The following is a 24,574-nucleotide window of genomic DNA, read 5'->3' as shown; positions in this document are numbered from 1 at the left end:
CGAGCACTGGCAAGGACGTCGTCACCGAGGTCGGCGAGTGGCTCGGCGGCGAATTCGCCAGCCAGCTCTCCCCCGACGCGGTGCACCGGGAGGTCCGCGCCGCAGCCCGCGATCTGGACGGCTCGATCGTTCCCGAAGCCCTCGGCGACATGGTGCACCGGCTCGCCCGGGGCCGCCTAACACGGCTGTCGGCCGCGGAGCCCTCCCGCCGGCCGCCACGCGGCGGCAGGCTTCCGCACCGCCCGCACTGCTTGGCGGCTGAGCCCGCCCCGATGCGGGAGGTGCGAGCGAGACGGACCTCACCGACGTGGAACTGTCCGGAGCTGATCTGACCGGCGCGGTGCTTCGCGAAGCCCGCTTCGGCGAAAACGCGGTCTTGGCCCGGGCGAACCTGACCTCGACCGCACGACCCTGGCCCACGCCGACCTGCGAGACGCGATCCTCGGCTCAGCCAAGCTGCGCGGCGCTGCCCTGGACAACGCCCGGCTTTCGAACACCTCGCTCAGTGGCGCCGCAGCCAACGGCACCACCTTCACGGATACCGATTTCCGAGGCGCGGACCTTTCCCGGACTTGCTTCGTCAACGCTGATCTGCGCCGCGCTCGGCTGCTCGGAGCCACCTTGCACGACACGGACCTGACCGGCGCGAACCTTGCCGAAGCGGACCTGACTGGAACAGATCTCAGCACCACGGTCGGCCTCACTGCGGATGCACTCAAGGCGGCAGTAACCGATATGTCGACTGTCCTTCCCCCCGAACTGCGCGGGCGGCTCTGACCAGCGCTCGACAACACCCTCCGCCAGCGCAAAGCTCAGCAAATGACCTTCGAACAGCTATTCGATCCAGACTGTTCGTCGGCAAGCGAGAGCGGCCCGCGCACCACCGCGGCTCCAGTCCCGGCGGATCGTCCGGCCACGGCAGGACGTTCTCCGCGCGCACGATGTTTGGCTGACAATGTGGCCAACGACTGCAACGGTGCGAGCTACCGTGTCAACCGTCGAGGCATCTTCTTTCGAGCGTGGGCTGGATCTCGATGCAGTTCCGGTCGATCGGAACGAAACCAGACGGTGCGACCGGTTCCCGCACCGGCAAATCCACTCGTTCTCCGCTACAGCATCGGTCGTGTCGACGTCGGCGGGCAGAAGAGCCAAACAGCGGAGCGAACGGTCCGTGGTGCTGTCTGCCGTGTACTCGTCGCGGATGACGTCCCCGTTCCTTTCGCGTAGTCCACCCTCGAGCCGGCATCCATCGCTCACCGCCCGACAGCCGATAGCGCCTCCACCACCAGCTCCTCCTGTTCAGAAGCCGCATCGGCCTCCAGCAGACGGCCCGACCGCCGCCACCGGCGCAGCACACGACGACCGTAGTTGTGCGTCCCCGCCACCCGGTCCAGCTCTGCCCCGCTCGGCGAGCGTCCCGCGGCTGCCTGCTCCGCGTAATACCTCCACATCCGCTGCTCCGCGGTCAGCGCACTCGCCTCGCCGAGACTGTCCGAGACCACGTTCAGGCCGGCTCGCAGGACCTCAGCCTCGCCTTCGGCCACAGCCTCGGGGCAAGTCTCGGCGATCTGCTGCTTCAACGCCCGATTCAGCAGCTCAACCGCGAACAGCAACGCCACCGGCGGACACGCCGCCACCACCGCCTGAAGAGGACTCTCCACCGGAGCCGACCCGACATTCGCCAGCAGAGACAACCCGATCCCGAACACGAACGCCGACCACGCCACCCAACGGCCATGCTCCCGGCCAGACCGGCCTCGCTTCCACAACTCGACGGTCGCGATCGTCAGCAACCCGTCAACCAGAAGTGGCCAGATCGACGCCGTCGACGAGTCTGCCCCGAACCGGAGCGCAAACTCACGCCCGTGGCGATACGAGGCATACGCCGCGCCGACCGCAACCAGACCGGTGCAGCCGCACTGGACCCACAGGGCAAGGTTCGGAGCAACCCGTCCATGTGCCTCCCCCATCAGGACGCCTCCTTCGCCGCACGACCAACCATCGACAAAAGCCGCTGGTCAAACCCCACCGAACGACGCGACAGACTCCGGCACGTGCGAGCCCGAGGGGAGCCCGAGAGCGCAGAAACACGACGACAGGCTGCGACATCAACCGACACAACGAGCACCCGGGTCCCGAGGAAAACGACACTGACCGACATCACTCGGCACCACCCGAAACTCCGTCGAAACGACTCTTAACCAGCGGGTTCGGGGTTCGAGTCCCTGATGGCGCACACTCACTCCCCAGGTTATCGGAAACGTTAACCTGGGGTTTTTGGTTTTCTGGAGGGATTTCTTCCGGTTCCGGACTGTCCATTGTGGTCATAGGCGAGCCCGAGACTTCGCGCCGACTGCCGCGGAATGATCTCCGCTGTCGCGAACGCCACCTGAGGCAGCACCGATGTGTAGATGTCGGAGGCGATAGTGATCGAGGAGAGCCGCAGCATCCGCTGCACCACCTTCATCTCCACTCCCGCCGCCAACGCCAGAGTCGCCGCACCATGGCTGAGATCGTGCAACCGGCTCGGCGGAAGCCCGGCTTGACGGGATAACTCGTAGAACACGTCGGTGACATGCGCGGGATGCAGGGGACGGCTGTCCCACTGGGTAGAGGCCAAGTCGTGTTCCTTCCACTGCGACCCGAGGCGTGCCCGGTCCGCGTCCTGCGCCGCCAGATGCTGGGCGAGCACCAGGCCGGTGTCCTGATCGATCGCGACCGCGTTCACCGACTCGTCCGTCTTCGGCGACGACTCTCCCGTCTCCCAACCCCACCGCACGATCTGATTCGAGACCCGCACCTCCCCGGCCGCGAAACGGATCTCCGACCGCCGAAACCGCACGCCTCGCCCCTGAACAATGAGGGCCTCACACTGGACGCAGCATTGGTGGAAGAGCTCGTGTGCAAAATGGGGCCATCGAGGCGAGCGCCGCTACGGCGCGGACAACCAGATCCTCGCCCTCGCCAGGACAGGGCTCGAAACGCTAGTCGATCGCCATTGGGCTGAACGCGGATTCGAGATCGCCTGCACTATCTGTGGAGTCAAGACGTTCGCCGTCATGGCTGACGCCTCTTCCCGAGGGCCCGCCGTCTGCTACCGACTGGACGCCCCCATCGACCGCGCCAGCGACAACGGCGTTCTGCCGCACCTGCTCGCCATCGCAGTGCTGGCCGCACAGCCCCAGAATGCGAACTGCTCCCAGGCACTGACCTCATTCTTCCCGATGGCGGCACTCCCGAGGTCGACATCTTCGGAGTACACAATGCACGTGTGCTGGCAGGCGAAGTGAAGACCCGAGCCACTGACTTCACCACTGGTCAGCCTCCCGGTGACGTCAACCTATCCAAACGCCTTGATGCCGGCACCCACCTTCTAGCCGCGATCGACACACTGCCCGCAGACACTGCAAAGGCAGTTGCGCCCGGCAACGGTTGAAGATCCATGGCCATACAAGGCCACAACCATCAGGACTACCGCGGGGGCGACCAACGGAGCCACCCACACCGACACACGCCCTTAACCAGCGGGTTCGGAACGGCGTCACCGACCGCACTAAGAACTGACCAAGGCTTAGCGATAAGCCGTGATCGTCGTCGTGCCACGATGGTGACCATGCAAGCTGTTCTCGCAGCCGGGATCGCAGTGATCGGCACCTTGTTAGGTTCGACCGTGGCCTACCTCTTCCAGCGAAGGCAGGCGCGATTCGTCCATTCGATGGCTTCGCATGGACGGATGCGGGATGAGCAGATCCTTGCCTTCAGCTCGTTCGCCGAGGCGATCGCGGACCTGCGAGGCGCCCAGATCCGGCGATGGACGAGCAGGCAGGAGGATCAGCCCGACAGCGAACAGTACGTGCATGCCCGGGCTGAGTCCTGGCGGCTGCGGACTGCCGCGCGGAGCGCCATGTACCGGGTTCAGCTCGTCGCGGCCGACGAGGCCCTGGCCAATCGAGCGGGTGAACTCGTGGAGCTCACTGTGGCGATCCTGGCGGCGGGCGACGTCCAAGATCTGGACGCTTCAGCGAAGCGCTCAGCTACGGAGACCAACATGTTCATCACCGAGGCGCGACGCGTCTTGCGCAGCGATCGCGCGCAGCTCATTTAAGCGGAGGCAGGCTGGCCGGGTCGGTGGAGTGGTACTCAAACACCGTAATGTCGCGCGCGCCGAGGGAGTACGGCGACAGATACTGCGAGCCGCGGCTGTTGAGTACGTCGGCCCGGACTTCGCTCGTCGTTCCGTGTTGTTCGGCATGCTCCTGCACGACGAATTGCGCCGCGACCGCGAGCGGCTTAGGACCGAACGACCCGATCGCGAGCAACGTACGGAGTCCTTCATCGCTGGCTTGACTGCAGATCGCAGCGACATCGCGCATGTACGCCAAGGCGTGCCTGACAGTGAAGACATAGCGAACCTGGACGCCTTGCAGTGGTGCGTCACGCAAGATCGTATAGTGGTTGCGCAGCTTCAACCGCGACTCAAGCAAGTTGTCGGAGTTCATGAAGTTGACCAGGTGAATGCCGATTTGGTTGCCCATGCCGTTGCCCCTCAGAGCTTCGAGAAGCGCGACCGTATCGTGCGTAGTGCCAGCGGCGAAGATCACCACTTCGGCATGATCGCGTTCCTCTAGCAGGCTCCGCAACGGGAGGCTGCTGAAGTGGCCGACGACTTCGCCCAGAAGCTCCGGTCCGGCCGCCTTCGGATAGTTATCGGCCCACGCGTAGAGGAGAGCTACCTTCCGCACCTTTGGGAACCTCCCGCGGTTGCTGCTGGAAGCCGCGACCTCCTCGATCAACGCCGAGAGGAGGTTCCTCGGGACAGCGGAGTAGTCCACGATCAACTGGTCAATGCAGGGCAAGCCGCGCATGAGCAAGGCCAGCTCTCCCAGGAACCGGCCCGGATCGATCGGGTACTCGATGATCTTGTGTGCGACGCGGCCCCGGTGCTGACCTCCAGACAACGCCTGCACAACTCGGCGGACGTTGACCGCCTTGATCGCGTCGAGAAAAGTCGGACTGTGCCTGCCCTGCAGAGTGAAGATGATCCAGTGGATCTCGGACGTGCTTCCATCTTGGTCTAGGCCTTCGAACAGCTCGATGAGTTCAGTGCAGCAGTGGGTGGATCGCTCCTCGAAATTAGGCGCGAGAATGATCATTACCCGTGCGTGGCTGGTACCGCGAATGGTCCACCGGATCGACTGGAGGTCGCCAATCCGCAAGTATGACATTGATCGCCACCCTTCAGCGCCGCAGCGCTTCGATTATTTCTGGTCTCTCCGCAATTGTTGTCCATTTCGCGGACGACGGTTCGGCGGATTGATTGCCTATCCGTGAATGGACTCGGATGTAGGGCCCGGCGTAAGCGATCTCCGCGCCGGGTTCGCTCGAGTACCAGAAGATGGGGAGCGAGTCGGTCGGACAGTTCGCGTGGTCGACCAAGGTGAGGCCGCACCCGCGATACCCGTACTCAAGGTTGTCCCCGCTGCGGTCCCTCATCCGGTCCAGTCTCCGATCCGGTATCAGGAAGTGCTCCGCGAACCACTGGCAGAGTTCCAAAGCACTCGTACGGAGGCTGGGATCGAGAATAAGCGTTGTATCAGGGTGCGTGACACTGTGGCGGTCGTCAAAGTAGACAGCCTTGTGCCAGCTGATCCCGTCTACACGCAGCTCTGCCACGAGGTCGCGCAACGAATGCTCGGCGCGACTGGTGAGCACCTGGCACAGCACGACGATTCTTGGCACCGAGAGTCCCGATTGTTCCGCGAGTCCTCGTGCGAGGATCAGCCGACGCAGATCCGAGACAACGGAGTGACCGCTTAGCGACTTGTCCACCAACAGAACCCAGTGAGACTTCGCCACCATGGTCGCCAGCATGCTTCTCGCCGAATCCGACTTCGCCGGATTGAGGAGGTCCAGCAGCACGTCGGCGAGTTTGTCGACGCCGTCGACCCGCTGCTGACGCTGGTTATCGAGCCTCCCCTCAATCCCGTTCACGTGACAGAACACGCTTGTCATGGCGTTGGGGTCGTTCTCGAAGAAGTGGCAACGGGACAGGACTGTCTGCCGCGCAGCGATGTGCTCAAGACCGAACTCGCCCTCGCAGAGGTCGAGGTACAAGGCACGCCACGCATCGTTGAGCAAGACCTGCGGGAGATACACCGTGTTCGCGAACAGATACAGCGCGGCGTGCTTCCATGACGCGGGCAGAGGCCCGGCACGATCCAACCACTCCAGCGAGCGCCAGATGCGCCGCCAGACCGGCACTGAGGTTCCGCGGTAAGGCGAGGACACCTCAAGGTTGTCGAGCAGGTGCAGCTTGGAAACCAGCTGCTCGTCCGCGAGCGTCGCGATGTCCAGGTCGTCCCAATAGGGAGCCGCGTAGTCCGGGAACGGACCTCGCGGATCATCGGATCGCACGCGGAGCCCCGCCTTCCGCCCCAAGTCTCCGCACCGCAGTCGCGAAGGCGACGAGCCGATCGACGTCATGGTCCCCACTTGGCCCCAGCAGCGAACTCTGCGCGTCAACTGCATAGGGACGGTACGAACTCACAAGACTCGCGACGTTGTCGGGGGTGATGCCGCCAGCGAGGAACACTCGGTCGATGGGGATCACATCTAGCGTGCGATGCAGAGCGCGGGAGTCGAGCAACCGACCGGTCCCTCCTTGGCGGTGGTCGAGGATGACGAAGTCGACCAGATCAAGGATCTCGGTCGTGAGTTCCCGAGACGGCGTCTCCTCTGGATCAACCAGCATAATCACTTTCGTGTTCAGCGGCTCGGACCGCAGGGCGGTCAGGAGAGCGTCCAAACCGTCGACCGACCAGGTCCGGTGCAGTTGCAACCACCGGACGCCGGTCTTCCGCAGCGCGCGTGCCACCGGTGCGACGGCATCGACCTTCGTCAGCAGGACGGGCTCGATGGCGAGCATCTCGTCCACGATCACGTCGACCAGGGAACGTACTGCGCTTAAGGCGTGATCGTCGAGCGAATCTATGGCGTGGATTCCCGCGAAGTCGAACCCCAGCTCTGACATACGGCGAAGCGCTGTCGACGTTCGCACGCGGCACCCTTTAATCCGGGTGCTGGCCGGCTCTCCGATCGCCTGCATCCACACCTCGTTTCTCGGCTTCTTAGGAGAGTCGCCGCAGATCAACGATCGTTACGACGCAATGAATGAATACCGCCAGTTGGAGCCTCGCGACGTGCGCTCCAGCGACGCTTGGACGCGCTGGGCGGGGTCGCGATCACCGGCGGAATCGGGAGGGTGCCCGGCGTGTTGCTGGCCACTGTGCGATCACCTGGCTGGGCACCGGGGCGTCGATCTGGTCGCGGGTGTCGGACGGCGGTGCGGGCCAGAACTGAATGAGGAACCGCTCCGCGCCGTTCAGAGGGCCCCGTTGCCGCCGTCGACGCGGTGTGCCCTGGCGGCCATTGCTTCCCGCCGGCCCCTGGCGCGGTCGCCGGTGTGGGCACGGATGCGGTAGAGCACCCGGCCGCCGAGATCGAACCGGGCGAGAGGCTGCTCCCGGGCGGTGCGCCAGAGGCAGAGCCTGCCGGTCGAGAACCACGTCAGCACCTCGCTGACAGTGACCCAGTCCGCAGCGGGCGGCGGCTCGCCGTCCTCCATTCGTGGCCGGGTTCCGACGCGTGCAAGCGGTTCCGCGGAGGCGGCGCGTCAGGTCGTCGTGAGCGCGTCGAGCAGTTTCGACAGCGCAGTCTGCGCGGCAGCCGAGACGTAGGGCCCGACTGCGACCAGCGAGGCGATGAGTGCCGACGCCTCACCAGGGGTCAGCGTGAGCGGAGGCAGTTCCGGCCGCGCGTCGATCCGGTAGCCGCCGCCGGGGCCGCGGCGTACGGCGATTGGGACGCCTGCTTCGGTCAGGCGGGCGAGGTCCCGTTCCACTGTTCGGACGGTGGTTCCCGTCCTCGCGGCCAGCACTGAGCCGGGTACGAATCGGGGTGCTCTCGCGCGGAGTTCTTCGATGAGCGCGTGCTGCCGTTCGACCAGCGGCAGGGCTTGATGGAGTTGCGCGAAGCCTGCCTGATGGCCTGGTCCGATTGGCCGGGGCGGCGGTGGGTTCGCCACTGTGTCACCGTCTTCGTCAAGGTGTCCGAGAAGCCGACACCGCGCGGTCGGGTGGCCGATTCTACGGTGCGTTCATGGTCCCTTTCTTGATAATCGAGGCGCTGGTGCGTCAGCGTGAGGCGGATCTCCGTGACGGTCTGCAACCCTCGCCTCGACGCCGCGGCGCTCGCCGTGCGGTGCGGCGGCGGCTCGGCTGGGTCGGGCTTGGGACCTGGCGGACTCCGGAAAAGAAATCACATAAGCAGGGTTAATCAAGTTTGCTCAGCCATTGATCCGACGTTCGCCTTGTGAATATGCGGCATTCGCCGAGCCAGCGGCAAGCTAAGTTTCCGCATGCGGCGGGCACGGGCGACACGACATCGTCGCGACGGCGGTCCAGGGAAAGAAGATTCCCGTCGACACCGGCCGCCAGCGAAGTGTCCACAGTGGACATAGAAGGGTCTTAACCGCAGGCAAGCAGCCGATCCCGCGCGTCCGATCAGCGGGTTTCCGCCGAAGGTCCGTCCGGGCCATACTTCCCTCAGTCGCGCATTCGGCGCGCATCGGGAGGTGTTCTCGAGTGGCACGAAGACATTCCTTTCCGGGCACTTTCTTTTCTATCCTTTTACTCGGCAGCGGTCTCCTCTTGAGCGGAAACCAAGCCGCGGCGACGGAGGTGGTCGTCGATCTTGGGGCGTTTCCGGGTGATACCTCGAGCGAGGTCACCGGGATCAACGACAGTGGTGTCGCGGTCGGTTTTTACGACACTGGGGCCGAGGCGTCTGTCGCTGCGCGCTGGGAGCCGGGCGGCGAGGTCTCGCGGTTGGCGGTTCCCGCGCCGTTCAGCAGGTCTGCGGCGCGGGCGGTCAGTGACCGGGGTGTCGTCGTCGGGTTCGCCTACAACGGTGACGGCACGCAGAAGCCTGTGCGTTGGCAGCCGGACGGGTCGTTCGCCGAGTTGCGGTCGGCGAGCGGTTTTGGGTACGGCGAGGCTGCGGCGGTCAACTCGGCAGGTGTCGCGGTCGGCTTGACGATGCCGGTCAATTCCCGTGGGCAGGCGGCGCGGTGGGACGTCAAGGGGAATCTGGCGATGCTTCCGATGCCGTCGGGCGCTGACGAGTCGGCAGCCTTGGGGATCAATGACCGCGGGACGGTTGTCGGGACTATTCGGAATCAGGCTGCCCGGTGGGATGTTGACGGCAAGTTCGTCATGCTCGCCTTGCTTCCCGGAGCCAGCGACGGCAAGGCGACCGGCATCAGCGACACCGGGGTCGTCGTGGGCAGTTCTGGAGGGCGGCCGGTGCGCTGGGACGCGGACGGGACGGTCCACCAGTTGCCGGGGCTTCGTTCGCCGGAGTCGGCTGGCGGCGCGAACGCGATCAACAAAGCTGGGGTCATCACTGGCAGTTCCAGTGGCGCGGACGGGGTCACCCACGCTGTGCGCTGGGGTACCCGCGGTGGCGTCACCGACCTCGGAGCGTTGCCGGGCGGCCGGGCGAGCAGCGGGTCCGCGATCGATTCTCGTGGCACGGTCGTCGGTTATTCCGTGGCGTCCATTGGCTTGGCGCGGCAGGCGGTGCGCTGGTTGCCGTCGGGGCAGGCGGTCGATCTGGGCCGTTCGCTGCCGCGGTTCGAGTCGGCTTCGGCGAGTGCGATCAACGCTCGCGGGCAGGCCATCGGGAGTTCCTGGAAATCCGGCGGCAAGCTCCATCCGGTGCTCTGGTCCCGCGACGGCCGCATGACCGACCTCGACCCGAGCGGGGACACCCGGTGGGCAAGTGCGATCAACGACAGTGGCGTCGTCGCGGGTACCGACGGCTCATGGGCGATCCGCTGGAACACCGACTTGACCGTCACGCGGCTCAAGACGCCGGGTGGAAACGCCTGGTCCAGCGCTGCGGGGATCAACGACAGCGGCGTGATCGTCGGGCGGACGGCGCAGCGGTCGAGAGGGGCGCGGCCGATCCGGTGGAACGCGGACGGGACCTCGACCTACCTGCCCAAGCTGGACGGCGACTTCACCGGTGGAGCTACGGCGGTCAACAACCGGGGAGTGGTCGTGGGGCACTCCGGCCACCGGGACGACACCTCCCGGCACGCGCTCCGCTGGGCGGCGGACGGGACCCTCACCCAGTTGCCTGGTCTGCCATTGGCCGGTTACACCGCGGCCCTCGCAATCAATGACCGCGGCGAGGCGGCTGGCTATACCGCCGATCGACCGGCGCGGTGGAGTGTGGATGGCAAGCTCACTGTCCTCGCTGTTCCCGCTGGCGCGACCCATGCTGAGGCCACCGGGATCACCGGTGCCGGAGAGGTGGTCGGCTGGGCGGCCTTCAGCTCCGGCGTTCCCGACCGGGCGCTGCGGTGGAGTGCGGACGGGGCCCTGACTGTCCTGCCGTCGCTGCCGGGTGGGGCGTCGGCGCGGGCGTTGGGGGTAAACGCGCGCGGGGACGTCATCGGGAAGTCCGACAACTGCGGCCATCAGGTGCACGCGGTGCGCTGGCCTGCACGCTGAGGCGTCGCTGCCGGTTGGCGGACACTCCGGCCTGGGCGGGATCGGGTGAACGTCGGTACCGGCCGGATGCCTGGCGGGTGTGCGGGGCGGGTTCCCGGGCTGGCACGGGCTCGTCCGGGAACCGGTCGGCGCCAATAATCCTCGTATTCCTCAGTTGTCACCGCGCAAATTGCCCGGCCGTCCATGGACATTGCCACGAATTCAGGCTCGCCAGGATTGTCCGCGAGGTGACGCGCGAGCGAAGAGTCTCGGCCGACTGACTCCGATACCCTCACGGTCGGAACAGCGTCTCCGCTGACGACAATTCGCCAGGCGTCCATCGACGGTTACCTGTCGACCCGTCGCCAAGATCGAGAGCAGTGTCCGAAATCCGCCAGCGCGCGCCTCCCCGTCCAGGCACGCTCGGCTTCTGTGGCTGTCGAACTCTTCCCGTCCGCCGAGCAGACCCGCCCGCGGCGGGGCTTGCTGCTCGCGGTGTTGCTGTCCGGGCAGTTCATGGTCAATGTGGACGGTGCGGTGGTCAACATCGCCGCGCCCACGATCCGGACCGGGCTCGGCACGGGGGAAGGGCCGGTGGCGCTGGTCGTCTCGGGGTATCTCATCGCCTACGCGGTCCTGCTGGTCACCGGGGCGAGACTGGGGGCCACACACGGACGCCGGCGAATTTTCCTGTGGGGGCTGGCCGGGTTCACCGCCGCGTCGTTGGCCTGCGGGGTCGCACCGGGGATCGAGTGGCTGATCGTCGCGCGGTTCCTGCAGGGCGCGGCCGGGGCGCTGATGGTGCCGCAAGTCCTGAGCGGGATCCAGACGCACTTCACCGGTGCCGATCGGGGTCGGGCGCTGGGGTATTACGCGGTCGCGCTGTCCGGTGGCGCTGTTGCGGGGCAGGTGCTCGGCGGGTTGCTTGTCTCGGCCGATCTTTTCGGTACTGGCTGGCGGTCCGTCTTTCTGATCAACGTCCCGGTCGGGGTGGGGCTGCTCTTGGCCGCGCGGAGGGCGTTGCCTGCTGACAGCCGGGATGAGCGAGGCACGCTGGATCTGCCGGGCGCGGGCGTGCTGTCTGCCGCGGTGTTGCTGGCGATCGTGCCGTTGGTGCTCGGGCGCGAACATGGCTGGCCGACCTGGATGTGGCTGTGTCTCGCGGCGAGTCTGGTGGTGTTCGGCTGGTTCGTCCGCCATTGCAAGGCAGCCGCCGGGCGGGGGAAGCGTCCGTTGATCGCGTTGGACGTGGTCGCGGATTCGGTGGTACGCAACGGGTTGCTCGCGCATGGCCTCACGACCGCGACTTACGCTGGGCTGCTGTTCGTGCTGGCGCTTTACCTGCAGCAAGGCGTCGGGGTCGGACCGGCTGAGACTGGGCTGGCCATGGTGTCCTGGGTCGCTGCCTTCGGCGTGGCCGGGTTGGCGCTCCCCCGCCTTCCCGCTCGCTGGCGCAGGTTCGCGCCGGCGGCTGGGTGTCTTCTCCTCGCTATTGCCTATGCCTCGCTGTGCATCCAGTTGTCGATCGCTGGGCATCCGGGGCCGCCGTTGATCCTGTTGCTCGGGCTTGGCGGGCTTGGGCTCGGGGTCAGTTCGAATTCGCTGATCGACCGTGTGACCTCGACAGCTCGGCCGGATCGCGTCGCGGATCTCTCCGGTGTGCTCAACACTAATGCCCAGCTGTGCGCCGCGCTCGGGGTCGCGGGGGCGAGCACGGCTTATCTTGGACTCCCCTTCGAGACGACCGCCTCGTTCGCGACGGTGCTGGGCGGGTTCGCCGGGCTTGCCCTGATCGCCGCAGCCGTCGCGCTCGGCACGGAAAGGAAATGACATGCTCGCCGCCGCCCTCTTCGATCTCGACGGGACACTTGTCGATACTGAACCCCGCAGTCAAGCCGCTTGGCGTCGGCTGTTTCGCGCACACGGGGTCGGGCTGGACGAGTCGTTGGTCGCCTCGTTCGCCGGACGTCCTGGCAAGACCGTGCTGGCTGAGAACCTTCGGCTCTTCCCTGATGAGTCCACAGTGGACGGACTGTTCGCCGAGGCGATGTCCTACGCGACTGACGCGGCCGAGCCGATGCCCGGGGCCGTCGAACTGGTGCGGGCGTTGCATGAACTCGGTTGTCCGATTGGGGTGGTCACGTCGGGCACTCGCGATTACGCGCACGCCGAACTGAATGCGCTCGGCGTGCGGACGCTGTTCGATACGGTTATCACGGCGGAAGACGTCTCCCGGGGGAAGCCTGATCCTGAGGGTTATCTCCTCGGTTGTGCTCGATTGGGGGTCGAACCTGCCCGGACGGTTGTGTTCGAAGACGCTCCTGCCGGGATCGCTGCGGCTAAGGCCGCGGGGACGTTTTGTGTGGCGATCGGGGCCGACGGTTCGGCTGCCGATCTGGTGGTCGCCGACTTGACCGAGGTGCCGTTCTCGCTTGTGAGGTAGACACGAGCTCGAAAAGCAGTCGAGCGGGTCAGTTTCTGCACATGGGGTGGGTGGGCGTGTGTCGAGTGAGGGCGAGGGAGGTCAGGTTGCGGACAGCCAGGGCAATTGCCAAGCCGGGTGTCCGTCCACCAAGTCATCCGCGGCGGAGGGTCCCCACGTTCCCGGTGCGTACAGCCGCGCCGGGCGGGGATAGGCCAGGGCTGGGCGCAGAATCCGCCAGCTTTCCTCTACCGCGTCCTGCCAGGCGAACAGCCGGTCGTCGCCTTCGAGTGCGTCGGCCAGCAGGCGTTCGTACGGCGATCGCGGCTTGCCCAGGTCCCGCTCGAAGGTTGTGTCCAGGCGCACTGGGCGCCATTGCTGTGCGCTGTCCAAACCGGACAGACGAAGCCGGAAAGCTGGGTCCGGCGAGATTCGCAGGACCAGCTGGTTCGCCTCGACCTGTGCGGCGTCCGGCAGGAATCGCAGCGGCGGCGGGCGTTTGAAGATCATCCGGACCTCGGTGGCGTTCTCGGGCAGGCATTTGCCCGCTCGCAGAAAGATCGGCACCCCGGCCCAGCGCCAGTTGTCGATCGAAAGTTTGAGCGCGACATAGGTTTCGGTGTTCGATCCGGCCGCCACCCCGTGCACCCCCTGGTAGCCCTCGTATTGGCCGCGCACGCAATCGCCCGGGTCCACGGCCGGGATCGCCCGGAACACTTCGAGTTTCTTCGCCCGCAGATCCGCCACGCTCGGCCCGACCGGCGCGTCCATCGCCACCAGCGCCAGCAGTTGCAGCAGATGGTTCTGCACTACGTCGCGCAGCGCCCCGACCTGGTCGTAGAACCGGCCGCGCCCGGCGACGTCCAGTTTCTCGGCCATCGTGATCTGGATCGCGGCCACGCTGTCGCGGTCCCACAGTTCGGCGAGCACGTGGTTCGCGAACCGCAGGTATTCGATTTCGGTGACCGGTTCTTTGCCGAGGAAGTGATCGACCAGGAGCACCTGCTTTTCGTCGAGGACTTCGCTCAGGCGCCGGCGTAATTCCTGTGCAGAGGCGAGATCAGTGCCGAAGGGTTTCTCCAGCGCCACGCGGGCGTCGGCGAGCAGGCCCGCGGCGGCCAGCTGGTCCACGACGGTCGCGAACAACGAAGGCGGCAGCGCCAGGTAGTACAGCGGTCTGGCGGTCAGTTGTGCGGCAAGTGCTTGGTACAGCTCAGGATCGGTGGCACCGCCGCTGAGGTAGGTCATCCGCCGAGCTAGGCGGGCGAACACCGCGTCGTCGAAGTCGTCGACGGCCTTCTCGACGGAGCGGCGGGCGAGTTCGGTGAATTCGTCCGGGGAAAGCGAAGCGGTGGCGGTGCCGATGACCGGACACCGCAATTCGCCGCGCTGTTCGAGCCGGTAGAGCGCGGGGAGGGTCATTTTCGCCGCGAGATCCCCGGTGATCCCGAAAATCACCAGTGCTCCGGCGTTCCAGTCCGCCATCGGTTCAGCCCTGCCGGACCGGCGGATCGTCGAGGAAATCGGCCGTGGGCACGAAGAACAGGCTGCCGGTGACCGCGGTGGACACGTCGAGGAGGAGATCTGGCGGATCGGCGACGAACATCCGCTCCAGCATCTTCTCGGTCACCGCGGGATCGGCCGCGTAGCCGCAAAAGTAGGTGCCGTACTCGCCGCGGGCGATAGAGCCGAAAGGCATGTTGTCGCGCAGGATCTTGTGTTCCGTGCCGTCCGGATCCTCGATCGTGGTGCGTGAAACGTGCGAATCCGGCGCTTTCCGCGCGTCCGGGATTTCGATGTCGTCGGCGAGATGCCTGCCGACGGACCGGTCGCGTTCCTCCACCGGCATCGCGGTCCACTTCGCCAGGTCGTGGACGTATTTCTGCACGATCAGGAACGATCCGCCGGCGAAGGGACCGTCCTCGATGAGCGCTGCGCGGGCCGCGGCGGCGTCGGTGGGGTTTTCCGTGCCGTCGACGTAACCGAGCAGGTCACGGCGGTCGAAGTAGCGGAACCCGGGGGTGGCGTCGTACACCGAGACCGCGTCGCCGAGCCGGTTCACCACCCGCCGGGCCAATTCGAAGCACGGGTACTGCCGGGTCGCGCGGATGTGCAGGAAGACGTCGCCGGGTGTGGCGGGCGCGTGGTGACGCGAACCCGTCAGTTCTCGGAAGGGATGCAGGCCGGGCGGGCGCGGGCCGGTGAAAAGCCGGTCCCAGGCTTGCGAGCCGAAGCCCGTCACGCAGGTGAGGCGTTCTTCCGGCAGCGGGAAAGCCACGGAGCGGACCAGCCCGGCGAGGTCGGGCAGCAGGTCGAGGACGGCGGCCTCTCCCCCGGGATTGATCGTCAGCGTCAGGAAGATCGCGCTTTCGCTCAACTGGGCGAGAACAGGTTGCGGCGTGGTCACAGGAGGCCCGCCTCGTCCGGGATGACCTCGCAGGTGCGTTCGCGGTCCAGCGGAGCCGACATCGAAGTGACGGTGCCGGTGCCGCACCCGCGCCAGGCCGTGGTGATGCCCTGCGGCTCGTCGTGGCTGGATCCGATGGGGCCTCGCGCCGCGGTTTCGGCGGGGCCGACGTGATACGTGCGGATGTCGCCCTCGGCGGTGCCGTCGACCCTGGTCACTTCGTAGGCGAAGATCGCGACGCGCTGTCCGGCGGCCGGGAAATCGGGCGGCCACGGGTTGTCGAAGAGGCCGCCGCTGGGGGTGCCGAGGGTTTTCGCGGTGATCTGGTTCATGGTCAATCCCTTTGAGAGTGGGCTGGAATCCCGGCCCGCAGCGCTTGCATCGCGGTGACAAGCTCGGCCAGGTCACGGGGGTCGGTCAGCGACCGGTCGGTGAGTTCCCGGATCCGCCGCAGCCGGTAGCGGACGGTGTTGGCGTGGCAGTGCAGGGTCTGTCCGGCGCGTTCGGAAGATCCGCCGCCGGAGAAGTACGCCTCGAGCGTCTCCAGCAGCAGATCGCGTTCGTCGGCGGGCAAATCCAGGACCGGGCCGAAGACCTGGTCACCGAGCCGCCGGCCTTCGTCGGGGTCGTAGGCGACGAGCGCGGCCAGCGGGCTGGGGTCGAAGGCACGGACCTCGACGCGTTCGGGCGGCGTGCCGGCTAGCGCGGTGCGCGCCAGGTGCAGTGCGCGCGGGGTGTCGGCGAGCGACGTGTACGGCGGGCTGACCCCGGTGCGGGTCAACGCGACTTCGTTGAGCACGGTCAGCACCGCGCTGTATTGCCCGTCGCGCACCGACACCACCCCGGCCTGCAGCACGGGCGTGAGCTGCCAGGCCGAGACGATGCCGAGCTGCCCGAGCCGCCGTTCGATGCCGGGCAGGCTTTCCTCGGCCAGCCCGCGGGTCTCGGCGGCGACGACGGCGAGTTTCCCGTCGAGCGGCAGGCCAAGCAGCCGTCCGGCTTCCCACGGCCCGGCTTCGGAGAGGCGCTGGCCGGTGAAAAGAGCTTCGACCAGCGCGGAACGGCGGCGTTGCTGGGCGACCAGCAGTTCCGCGCTCGCCGCCCGGTACGCCTCGGTCACGCGGACGGCGTGCTCGTCGGTGAGCTGCCAGAGCAGGCTCGCGGCGTCGATCAGCACGTCGACGCTGCCGGTCTCGCGGGCATGCGCGGCCAGCAGGTCCCACAGCATCGCGCAGCCGATCCGGTACACCTGCAGCACCTCCGGCAGCGGCGCGCCCTGGTGCGCGCGCCTGCTGCCGGTCTCCTGCGGGGCGCCCTGGTCCGGGGCCTCGATGCCGCCGAGCGAGTCGACCAGAAACCGCACGTTGACCGCGATCGAGCGGTGCAGGTCCGCGCGCGGCACGATCTTCTCGTCCCGGTAAAGGCCGATCCGTTCGCACGCCGTCGCGCAGATCTCGTCGATCAGCCGCGGGAGGCGCGGCTGAACCCAGGCGACGAGCTCGCCTATGGTCATCGGATCATGCCGCAGCCTCGGCGTCCCGGCACGTCACCGTGAGCGTGCCGTCGTCGAGGCGGACGTCGATGGTCGTGTTGTCATGCGCTTCGCCGCCGAGCAGCGCGCGGCCGATCCGGGTCTCGACCTCGCGGGCGAGGAACCGGCGCAGCGGCCGGGCGCCGTAGACCGGGTCGAAGCCTTGTTCCGCGATGAAGCGCAGTGCTTTGTCGGACACCTCCAGGGTCATGTTCTGTTCGGCGAGCCGTTTGCGCAGGTCGCCCAGCATCAGTTCGACGACCCGTTCGATCTCCGGCAGCGTCAACGGTTTGAACAGGACGATGTCGTCGATGCGGTTGAGGAACTCCGGCCGGAAATGCCCGCGCAGCGCCGCCATCACCTCGCCGCGCGCGGACTCGGTGATCTCGCCCTCGGCGTTCACCCCGTCGATCAGGAAGTGCGCGCCGATGTTGGAGGTCATGATGATGACGGTGTTGCGGAAGTCGACCGTGCGGCCTTGCGAATCGGTCAGCCGCCCGTCATCGAGCACCTGCAGCAGGGTGTTGAAGACGTCTGCGTGCGCCTTCTCGATCTCATCGAACAGCACCACCGAATACGGTTTGCGCCGCACCGCTTCGGTGAGCTGGCCGCCTTCGTCGTAACCGACATACCCAGGCGGTGCGCCGACGAGCCGCGACACCGTGTGCCGCTCCTGGTACTCGCTCATGTCGATCCGGACGATGTTGTCCTCGGTGTCGAACAGATCCGCGGCGAGCGCCTTCGCCAGCTCGGTCTTGCCGACCCCGGTCGGGCCCAGGAACAGGAACGACCCGATCGGGCGGCGCGGGTCCTTGATCCGCGACCGCGCCCGGATGATCGCGTCCGCGACCAGCTGCACCGCCTCGTCCTGGCCGATCACGCGCTCGTGCAGCAATTCGTCCAGGCGCAGCAGCTTCGACCGCTCGCCTTCCTGAAGGCGGCTGACCGGGATTCCGGTCCACCGCGACACGACCGCCGCGATTTCCTCCTCGGTCACGACCTCGCGCAGCAACCGGGTGCCCGCCTGCCGCGTGGCGAGCAGTTCTTCCTCGCCTTCCAGCCGACGTTCCAGCTCGGGGAGCTTGCCGTGGCGCAGTTCGGCGGCCTTGTTCAGGTCGTAGGCCCGTTCGGCGGAGTCGGCGTCCCGGCTGACCTGCTCGATCTCCTCGCGCAGCGCCTGAACCTTGTGCAGCGCGGAGCGTTCCGCCTCCCACTGCGTCCGCATCCCGCCCGCCTCAGCGCGGAGGTCGACCAGCTCGCGACGCAGTTCTTCGAGCCGTGCCTTGCTCGCCGCGTCGGTTTCCTTCGCGAGCGCGGCTTCCTCGATCTCGGTGCGGGTCAGCCGCCTGCTCAGCTCGTCCAGTTCGGCGGGCATCGAGTCGATCTCCGTGCGCAGCATCGCGCACGCTTCATCGACCAGGTCGATCGCCTTGTCCGGCAGGAACCGGTCCGAAATGTATCGGTGGCTCAGCACGACCGCGGCGACCAGCGCGCTGTCCTGGATCTTCACGCCGTGGAACACTTCGAGCCGCTCGCGCAATCCGCGCATGATCGAGATCGCGTCTTCGACGGACGGTTCGTCCACCAGCACCGGCTGGAACCGCCGCTCCAGCGCGGCGTCCTTCTCGATGTACTTGCGGTACTCGTCCGCGGTCGTCGCGCCGATCAGGTGCAGTTCGCCGCGCGCCAGCATGGGTTTCAGCATGTTGCCCGCGTCCATCGCGCCTTCGGTGGCACCCGCGCCGACGACGGTGTGCAGCTCGTCGACGAACAACAGGATCCGGCCCTCGGCGGAGGTCACCTCGTTGAGCACGGCCTTCAGCCGCTCCTCGAACTCGCCCCGGTACTTCGCGCCCGCGACGAGCGCGCCGAGATCGAGCGAGAACACCGTCTTGCCCTTGAGCCCTTCCGGCACGTCGCCGCGGTCGATGCGCTGCGCGAGCCCCTCGACGATCGCGGTCTTGCCCACACCCGGATCACCGGTGAGCACCGGGTTGTTCTTCGTCTTGCGCGACAGGATCTGGATCACCCGGCGGATCTCCGCGTCGCGTCCGATCACCGGGTCCAGCTTGCCCGCCGCCGCGTCGGCGACGAGGTCGCGGCCGTACTTTTCCAATGCCTCGTAAGCGGATTCCGGTGTCGCCGACGTGACGCGCTGGTTGCCGCGCACCTTCCGCAGCACCTCCAGGAACTTGTCCCGGGTCAGCCCCGCGCCGCGCAACAGCCGTCCGGCCGCGCTCGAACTGCCCTCCTCCAGCAACGCCGCGACGAGGTGTTCGACGGACACGTAATCGTCCTTCAACCGGCCGGCTTCACGATCGGCCGCGTCGAGCACCCTCGCGAGCCGGGCGGTCACGCGGGTTTCGCCGGGAGTCACGCCGGGGCCGCTCACTTTGGGGCGGCGGCCGAGTTCGGCTTCCAGCTCTTGTTTGAGCCGGGCCGGATCCGCGCCTGCTTCGTCGAGAAGCCGCGACGCGAGCCCGTCCGGCTGGTCGAGCAACGCGAGCAGCAGGTGTTCGCCGTCGACCTCCGGCTGGCCGTACCGCAGCGCGGCGGTCTGGGCGTCGTGCAGTGCTTCCTGGGATTTCTGGGTGAGCCGATTGGGATCCATGATCAGTCTCCGCTGCGTCGGGATCGGAGGTCCGCTTCGAGGTCCGCGATGCGGTCGAGCAGGTCGGCGACCAGGCCGACCGCGGCGTAGTTCAGCGAGAATCCGGCGCGCAGCCGTTGGATCCGGGCCGCCGCGGACACCTGGGCGACCGGGTACCACCATTCGCCGCGCGCGTCCTCGACCGGTTCCAGCAGGCCCAGCACGGTGAACCGGCGGACCAGCTCCGGATGCAGGCCGGTCGCGTGCGCGAACGTCGGCAGATCCAGCTGCGCCGCGCCGGGGCGGCGGCGCACGAGCGCGTAGGTCATCCCGGCCTCCTCGGGTTTTCGTCGGTGGCCGCGGCCAATTCCTCGTAGAGCTTGCGCTGGGCGTCGGTCAGGTCCTTGGGGACGACGATCTTGACCGCGGCGTACAGATCGCCGGGATTTCCCCGGGAGTTCGGGATGCCGCGCCCGCGCAACCGCAGCTTTCGGCCGCTGGAGGTCCCTGCCGCGATCTTCAGCTTCGCTTCGCCGCCGCCGGGAAGGTCCATCGCTACGGTCGCGCCCAGCGCCGCCTCTGAAGGCAGCAAAGGAAGATCGACGGTCACGTCCCGTCCTTCGACCTGGTAGCGCTTGTCGTGCAACAGATGCACCACCAGGTAGAGGTCGCCGCGCGGTGCGCCTTCGCCGCTGCCGTAGCCGCCTTGCCCGGCCAGCCGGATGCGCTTGCCGTTGATCACTCCCGCCGGGATGTTGACGTCGACCGTGCGCGAACCCTCCGGACCGTCGAGGGTGAACGAACGCCGGCCGCCGCGGAAAGCTTCGTCCAGGCTGATCTCGACGCCTGCTTCCTGATCGGCACCGGGAATCGGACCGCGTGGCTGACGGCCGAAGCCGCCTTGGAAGCCGCCGCCGAACATTCCGCCGAAGAGGTCCTCGAAGTTGACCCCTTCGGCGCTCTGGAAACCGCCGCCGGACTTGGCGCGAGCGTAGGTTTCCGGGTCCATGTCCGGAGGGACCTGCCGGAAGTCCTTGCCGAACGCGTCGTAGCGCTTGCGCTTCTCCGGTTCGGAGAGCACGTCGTAGGCTTCGGAAACGGCCTTGAACTTCTCCTCCGCGCCCGGGTCCTTGTTGATGTCCGGGTGGTATTTGCGGGCGAGTTTGCGGTACGCCTTCTGGATTTCGTCCTGGCCCGCCGTCCGGGAGACGCCGAGCAGCTGGTAGAAGTCCTCGCTATCGCTCATCAATCCGCCTTCGCGACCACGACCGCCGCGGGCCGCAGCTGGTTCTCGACGTCGCCGTAGCCGGGGCGCACGACCTGAACCACCGTGCCCGGCTCGACGCCCACGGCCGGAACCACCGACACCGCCTCGTGCAACTGCGGATCGAACGGTGCGCCCTGTTCGTCCGCGTGCCGGGGGAAGCCGAGGTTGGACATCGCCGTGTCGGCCTGTGCCCGCACCGCTTCGACGCCGGAGACGACGGACTTGGGGTCCGCCTCGGCGTGCCCGATGGCCAGGTCCAAGTTGTCCAGCACGGTCAGCAATTCCTTGGCGGCCCGCTTGCGTTCTTGCCGGCGCACCTGGACGGTGTCCCGCACGGTCCGTTTGCGCAGGTTGTCGAGATCGGCCATCGCCGTGCGCCAGTTGTTCTCCAGCTCGGCGACCCTCGACTGGAGCCAGGAGACGTCGGTGTTGCCTTCCGGTTCCGCGGCTGCGTCTTGCTGCTTGTTCTCCATGGCGATCAGGAGGTGGTGAATTCGGCGTCGACCACGTCGTCACCGTCGTCGCCGTGTCCCGTGGCATGTGCGGCGGGCGCGTCGCCAGCGGTGGACGCGACCGCGGCCAGGCCGTGGAACAACTGCTGGAGTTCCGAGGTCATCGACCGCAGCTTCTCCAGGCTCGGCGCGTCCTGTTTGAGGAGGTCCCGGGCATCCACGGCAAGGTTCTCCGCACGAGCCTTTTCGTTGAGCGGCACCGCGTCGCCGAGTTCGGTGACACTTTTCTCCACCTGGTAAACGGCGCTGTCCAGGGTGTTGCGGGCGTCGACGACCTCGCGCAGCTTGGCGTCCTCGGCCCGATGCGCCTGCGCGTCGGCGACCATGCGATCGACGTCCGCGGAGTCCAAATTGGAGCTTTCGGAGATGGTGATGGTCTGCTCCCGGCCGGAATTGGTGTCCTTGGCCGAGACGTTGAGGATGCCGTTGGCGTCGATGTCGTAGGTGACCTCGATCTGCGGCACTCCGCGCGGAGCCGGCGGGATGTTCTCCAACCGGAACCGGCCGAGCACCCGGTTGTCCGCCGCCTTTTCGCGCTCGCCCTGCAGCACGACGATGTCCACAGCGGACTGATTGTCCTCGGCGGTGGAGAAGGTTTCCTTGCGCCGGGCCGGAATCGTGGTGTTGCGGTCGATAACCTTGGTCATCACGCCGCCCATCGTCTCGATGCCCAGCGACAGCGGGGTGACGTCGAGCAGCAGGACGTCCTTGGCCTCGCCCTTGATGATGGCCGCCTGGACCGCCGCGCCGAGGGCGACGACCTCGTCCGGGTTGACCGTCATGTTCGGGTCTTTGCCGCCGGTCATCCGCCGTACCAGCGCCTGCACCGCCGGGATGCGCGTCGAGCCGCCGACCAGGATGACCTCGTCGATGTCGTGCGCGGTGAGCTTCGCGTCGGCGAGCGCCTGCTCCACGGGTACTTTGCAGCGCTCGACCAGGTCGGAGGTGATCTGGTCGAACGTGGAGCGCATCAGCGTGGTGTTGAGGTGCTTCGGGCCCGAGCCGTCCGCGGTGATGAACGGCAGGTTGATCGTGGTCTGCGTGACCGAGGACAATTCTTCCTTAGCCTTGGACGCGGCCTCGAACAACCGTTGCAGCGCTTGCGGATCCGCGCGCAGGTCGATGCCGTTCTCCTGCTCGAACTGGTCCGCGAGATGGTCGACAACCCGGCGATCGAAGTCGTCGCCGCCCAGATGCGTGTCCCCCGCGGTCGAGCGGACTTCCACCACGCCGTCGCCGATGTCCAGGACGCTGACGTCGAACGTGCCGCCGCCGAGGTCAAACACCAGCACCGTCTCGTGCTGCTTCTTGTCCAGCCCGTAGGCAAGCGCCGCCGCAGTCGGCTCATTGATAATCCGCAGCACTTCCAGCCCGGCGATCCGGCCCGCGTCCTTCGTGGCCTGGCGCTGCGCGTCGTTGAAGTACGCCGGGACCGTGATGACCGCCTCGGTCACCTTCTCGCCGAGGAACTTCGACGCGTCGTCCACCAGCTTGCGCAGCACTAGCGCCGAAACCTCCTCCGGCGCGTACTTTTTGCCGTGCACGTCGAACCGCACCGCGTCGTCCGGCCCCGGCACGACGTCGTAGGACACCGCGTCGATCTCGCTGGCCACCTCGTCGTAGCGGCGGCCGATGAACCGCTTCGCCGACGAAATCGTGCCCTTCGGATTCATGATCGCCTGCCGCCGCGCGAGCTGCCCCACCAGCCGCTCGCCCGAATCGGTGTACGCGACCACCGACGGGGTAGTCCGGGCCCCGTCCGCGTTGGCGATCACCTCGGGCTGGCCGCCCTCCAGCACCGCGATGACCGAGTTGGTCGTCCCCAGGTCGATGCCCACCGCTTTCGCCACGACGCGTTCCTTTCCGGGATTTCTTTCCTATCCGGAGACCTCAGGACAGGACGGGTTCGAGGTCTGGTGTACTGGAGAAGGAAAGGGATCGTCAAGGCTAAATGATCTTGGGTTTCGCCTTGTCCAGCGCATTCGCTTGACGATTGTGGAGCGCACCAAAGAATATTGTTCCGCCACACAATCGGCTGGCTTCTCAAACCCACGTGCCCCGCTAGCGCACGTGCGGCTTGGTTGCCAGCCAGCGCGGGGTACTCCAGCATCACCCGTTGCAGTTCTCCTGCGATGAACCTCGTCCCAGCGTCCACGAATTCGTCAACGGAGCAATGCAATGCGGTTTTCAGGCAGGTCGGAGTCACACGGAGGGAATCGCGGTCGAATTCGAAGGTGATGAGTTCGGCGTTCTCGGTGAAGTCGACCTTCCAGATCCCGCGTCCGGCTCGAGCGGCCGTCTTCTTCCCGGGAAACAGAAGTCAGGTCTTCAGCCTGGGTGCGCTCTCGTCCGTGAGGCCCGCCCTCGAACGGGAGCCCGGCCAGGCAGCAAAGCGTACGTCAACTGCGCAAGCAACCTACTGGTGTCAGCGGCGACTGCGACAGCCGCCCCTGCCAGGTGCTCGGCCTTGACGGCTCGCGTCTGTCCACGCCGTTGCTCCCCGAGGTCGACCGTGATCGACGTGCGGTGAAGTCTGGCGATCTCCGGATCGAGCAGGATCGCGGCGGCCAGCGGGTCATGGAGCGGGAAAGCCGGCAACTTCCCCGGCAGAGCAAGGAGCATTGTCGCTATTCGTCCCCATAGCCGATCTTCATCAGCGGCGAGACGTTCGAGCCAGAGCCGGGTGACGGTGGCCTTGCGGGTCACGTCGAGAGGAACCAGCGTCAGGTCGAACCCTGCCGCTACGGCCTGGGCAGCTGCCTCGGGATCGTGCCATACGTTGCTTTCGGCGTAGTCGCTGATGTTGCCCTTCGCCTCGAACGCTCCGGCCATCGCCACCACGCGCCGGACCAGCCGGGGCAGTTCGGGTTCGGCGTCCAGGGCGATCGCGACATTGGTGAGCGGGCCCAGAGTCAGGAGATCGACACAGCCGGGGCTCTTCCGGGCGAGCCGGACGATTTGCTCGGCGGCGGTTTCCTCCCGCACGGGCTTCCGTTTCGGCGAGCCCGCCGCCTTGCCCAGGAGATCTTCCGGATGGGCCAGATGCAGCGGCCGGGCGAGCGGCTCCGACGCCCCGACTGCTATGGGCGTCGAATGATCACCTGCGATCTCGAGGGCGCGCAAGCCGTTGTCGGCCGCGGCAGGCGCAGAGACGTTGCCGTGCACCGAACCGACACCGGCGATCTCGACGCCGGGGGTGCGGGCGAGGAGAACGAGGGCAAGCGCGTCGTCAACACCGCCGTCCTGGTCGACGATGACGGTGGTCGTGGTTGCCATGAGGCATCTTCTC

General features: G+C 66.9%; 23 protein-coding genes. 6 read left to right on the top strand and 17 right to left on the bottom strand.

Annotated features, from left to right (window positions below):
• Positions 1 to 411 precede the first annotated feature (411 nt).
• The gene (locus ACFXI3_RS23800; protein WP_378402262.1) at positions 412 to 777 is read left to right on the top strand and encodes a pentapeptide repeat-containing protein; all 366 of its coding nucleotides are present in this window, start codon (positions 412 to 414) and stop codon (positions 775 to 777) included.
• A gap of 476 nt (positions 778 to 1,253) precedes the next feature.
• Here ACFXI3_RS23800 and ACFXI3_RS23795 read toward each other — a convergent pair whose 3' ends face one another.
• Together ACFXI3_RS23795 and ACFXI3_RS23790 are read right to left on the bottom strand one after the other, a co-directional pair.
• A complete protein-coding gene (locus ACFXI3_RS23795; RefSeq protein WP_378402201.1) occupies positions 1,254 to 1,970 on the bottom strand; it encodes a DUF2637 domain-containing protein in 717 nt (238 codons plus the stop codon).
• Between the two features lie 293 nt (positions 1,971 to 2,263).
• Entirely contained in the window at positions 2,264 to 2,842 is a 579-nt protein-coding gene (locus tag ACFXI3_RS23790; RefSeq protein WP_378402198.1) for a hypothetical protein, read from the bottom strand.
• A 771-nt stretch (positions 2,843 to 3,613) separates the two neighbouring features.
• Here ACFXI3_RS23790 and ACFXI3_RS23785 point away from each other — a divergent pair.
• A complete protein-coding gene (locus ACFXI3_RS23785) occupies positions 3,614 to 4,105 on the top strand; it encodes a hypothetical protein (protein WP_378402196.1) in 492 nt (163 codons plus the stop codon).
• Here ACFXI3_RS23785 and ACFXI3_RS23780 read toward each other — a convergent pair.
• From ACFXI3_RS23780 to ACFXI3_RS23760, 5 genes are all read right to left on the bottom strand, one after another.
• On the bottom strand, positions 4,098 to 5,153 hold the full coding sequence (locus ACFXI3_RS23780) for a hypothetical protein (RefSeq protein WP_378402194.1): 1,056 nt from the start codon (positions 5,151 to 5,153) through the stop codon (positions 4,098 to 4,100). The two genes, ACFXI3_RS23785 and ACFXI3_RS23780, sit on opposite strands and share 8 nt — an antisense overlap.
• An 85-nt stretch (positions 5,154 to 5,238) precedes the next feature.
• On the bottom strand, positions 5,239 to 6,414 hold the full coding sequence (locus tag ACFXI3_RS23775; RefSeq protein WP_378402193.1) for a hypothetical protein: 1,176 nt from the start codon (positions 6,412 to 6,414) through the stop codon (positions 5,239 to 5,241).
• Positions 6,401 to 7,105: a hypothetical protein gene (locus tag ACFXI3_RS23770; protein WP_378402191.1), complete on the bottom strand. Its 705-nt coding sequence runs from the start codon at positions 7,103 to 7,105 to the stop codon at positions 6,401 to 6,403. The genes ACFXI3_RS23775 and ACFXI3_RS23770 overlap by 14 nt, the downstream gene beginning before the upstream one ends.
• A gap of 276 nt (positions 7,106 to 7,381) precedes the next feature.
• Entirely contained in the window at positions 7,382 to 7,624 is a 243-nt protein-coding gene (locus tag ACFXI3_RS23765) for a hypothetical protein (RefSeq protein ID WP_344286698.1), read from the bottom strand.
• A 48-nt stretch (positions 7,625 to 7,672) separates the two neighbouring features.
• Positions 7,673 to 7,936 carry an HTH domain-containing protein gene (locus ACFXI3_RS23760; RefSeq protein WP_344287019.1) on the bottom strand — a complete coding sequence of 88 codons (264 nt, stop codon included), beginning with the start codon at positions 7,934 to 7,936 and terminating at the stop codon, positions 7,673 to 7,675.
• A 51-nt stretch (positions 7,937 to 7,987) separates the two neighbouring features.
• Here ACFXI3_RS23760 and ACFXI3_RS23755 point away from each other — a divergent pair, with 51 nt between their 5' ends.
• From ACFXI3_RS23755 to ACFXI3_RS23740, 4 genes are all read left to right on the top strand, one after another.
• Positions 7,988 to 8,173 carry a hypothetical protein gene (locus ACFXI3_RS23755; protein ID WP_378402266.1) on the top strand — a complete coding sequence of 62 codons (186 nt, stop codon included), beginning with the start codon at positions 7,988 to 7,990 and terminating at the stop codon, positions 8,171 to 8,173.
• A gap of 535 nt (positions 8,174 to 8,708) precedes the next feature.
• Positions 8,709 to 10,577, top strand: coding sequence for a hypothetical protein (locus ACFXI3_RS23750; RefSeq protein ID WP_378402189.1), 1,869 nt, complete (start codon positions 8,709 to 8,711; stop codon positions 10,575 to 10,577).
• 411 nt (positions 10,578 to 10,988) lie between these two features.
• Positions 10,989 to 12,386 (top strand): MFS transporter, encoded by a 1,398-nt coding sequence (locus ACFXI3_RS23745; RefSeq protein ID WP_378402187.1) that lies wholly within the window; start codon positions 10,989 to 10,991, stop codon positions 12,384 to 12,386.
• A 1-nt stretch (position 12,387) separates the two neighbouring features.
• Entirely contained in the window at positions 12,388 to 12,999 is a 612-nt protein-coding gene (locus ACFXI3_RS23740) for an HAD family hydrolase (RefSeq protein ID WP_378402186.1), read from the top strand.
• A gap of 81 nt (positions 13,000 to 13,080) precedes the next feature.
• Here the strand turns inward: ACFXI3_RS23740 and ACFXI3_RS23735 are convergent, their stop codons facing one another.
• The 10 genes from ACFXI3_RS23735 to ACFXI3_RS23690 form a co-directional block, all read right to left on the bottom strand.
• Positions 13,081 to 14,463, bottom strand: coding sequence for a glucose-6-phosphate dehydrogenase (locus tag ACFXI3_RS23735; protein WP_378402184.1), 1,383 nt, complete (start codon positions 14,461 to 14,463; stop codon positions 13,081 to 13,083).
• Between the two features lie 4 nt (positions 14,464 to 14,467).
• Positions 14,468 to 15,385, bottom strand: coding sequence for a Dyp-type peroxidase (locus ACFXI3_RS23730; protein ID WP_378402182.1), 918 nt, complete (start codon positions 15,383 to 15,385; stop codon positions 14,468 to 14,470).
• A complete protein-coding gene (locus ACFXI3_RS23725; RefSeq protein WP_378402180.1) occupies positions 15,382 to 15,717 on the bottom strand; it encodes a hypothetical protein in 336 nt (111 codons plus the stop codon). The genes ACFXI3_RS23730 and ACFXI3_RS23725 overlap by 4 nt, the downstream gene beginning before the upstream one ends.
• Before the next feature lie 2 nt (positions 15,718 to 15,719).
• Positions 15,720 to 16,898: a PucR family transcriptional regulator gene (locus tag ACFXI3_RS23720; RefSeq protein WP_378402178.1), complete on the bottom strand. Its 1,179-nt coding sequence runs from the start codon at positions 16,896 to 16,898 to the stop codon at positions 15,720 to 15,722.
• A gap of 4 nt (positions 16,899 to 16,902) precedes the next feature.
• Complete coding sequence (gene clpB, locus ACFXI3_RS23715) at positions 16,903 to 19,527, bottom strand: ATP-dependent chaperone ClpB (RefSeq protein ID WP_378402177.1); 2,625 nt, start codon at positions 19,525 to 19,527, stop codon at positions 16,903 to 16,905.
• Positions 19,528 to 19,529: 2 nt separating this feature from the next.
• Entirely contained in the window at positions 19,530 to 19,835 is a 306-nt protein-coding gene (locus ACFXI3_RS23710; protein ID WP_344286714.1) for a chaperone modulator CbpM, read from the bottom strand.
• Complete coding sequence (locus ACFXI3_RS23705) at positions 19,832 to 20,752, bottom strand: DnaJ C-terminal domain-containing protein (RefSeq protein ID WP_378402175.1); 921 nt, start codon at positions 20,750 to 20,752, stop codon at positions 19,832 to 19,834. The genes ACFXI3_RS23710 and ACFXI3_RS23705 overlap by 4 nt, the downstream gene beginning before the upstream one ends.
• Positions 20,752 to 21,246, bottom strand: a complete 495-nt coding sequence (locus ACFXI3_RS23700) for a nucleotide exchange factor GrpE (protein ID WP_378402173.1) — start codon at positions 21,244 to 21,246, stop codon at positions 20,752 to 20,754. Before ACFXI3_RS23700 ends, ACFXI3_RS23705 begins: the two co-directional genes overlap by 1 nt.
• A 5-nt stretch (positions 21,247 to 21,251) precedes the next feature.
• Positions 21,252 to 23,135 carry a molecular chaperone DnaK gene (dnaK, locus tag ACFXI3_RS23695; protein WP_378402171.1) on the bottom strand — a complete coding sequence of 628 codons (1,884 nt, stop codon included), beginning with the start codon at positions 23,133 to 23,135 and terminating at the stop codon, positions 21,252 to 21,254.
• 478 nt (positions 23,136 to 23,613) lie between these two features.
• Positions 23,614 to 24,561: a nucleoside hydrolase gene (locus ACFXI3_RS23690; RefSeq protein WP_378402169.1), complete on the bottom strand. Its 948-nt coding sequence runs from the start codon at positions 24,559 to 24,561 to the stop codon at positions 23,614 to 23,616.
• Positions 24,562 to 24,574: the final 13 nt, after the last annotated feature.

It is taken from the genome of Amycolatopsis sp. NPDC059235, assembly GCF_042754125.1.
GTDB classification, from domain to species: Bacteria; Actinomycetota; Actinomycetes; order Mycobacteriales; family Pseudonocardiaceae; genus Amycolatopsis; species Amycolatopsis albidoflava.
This window is presented reverse-complemented; position numbering and strand designations above follow the sequence as displayed.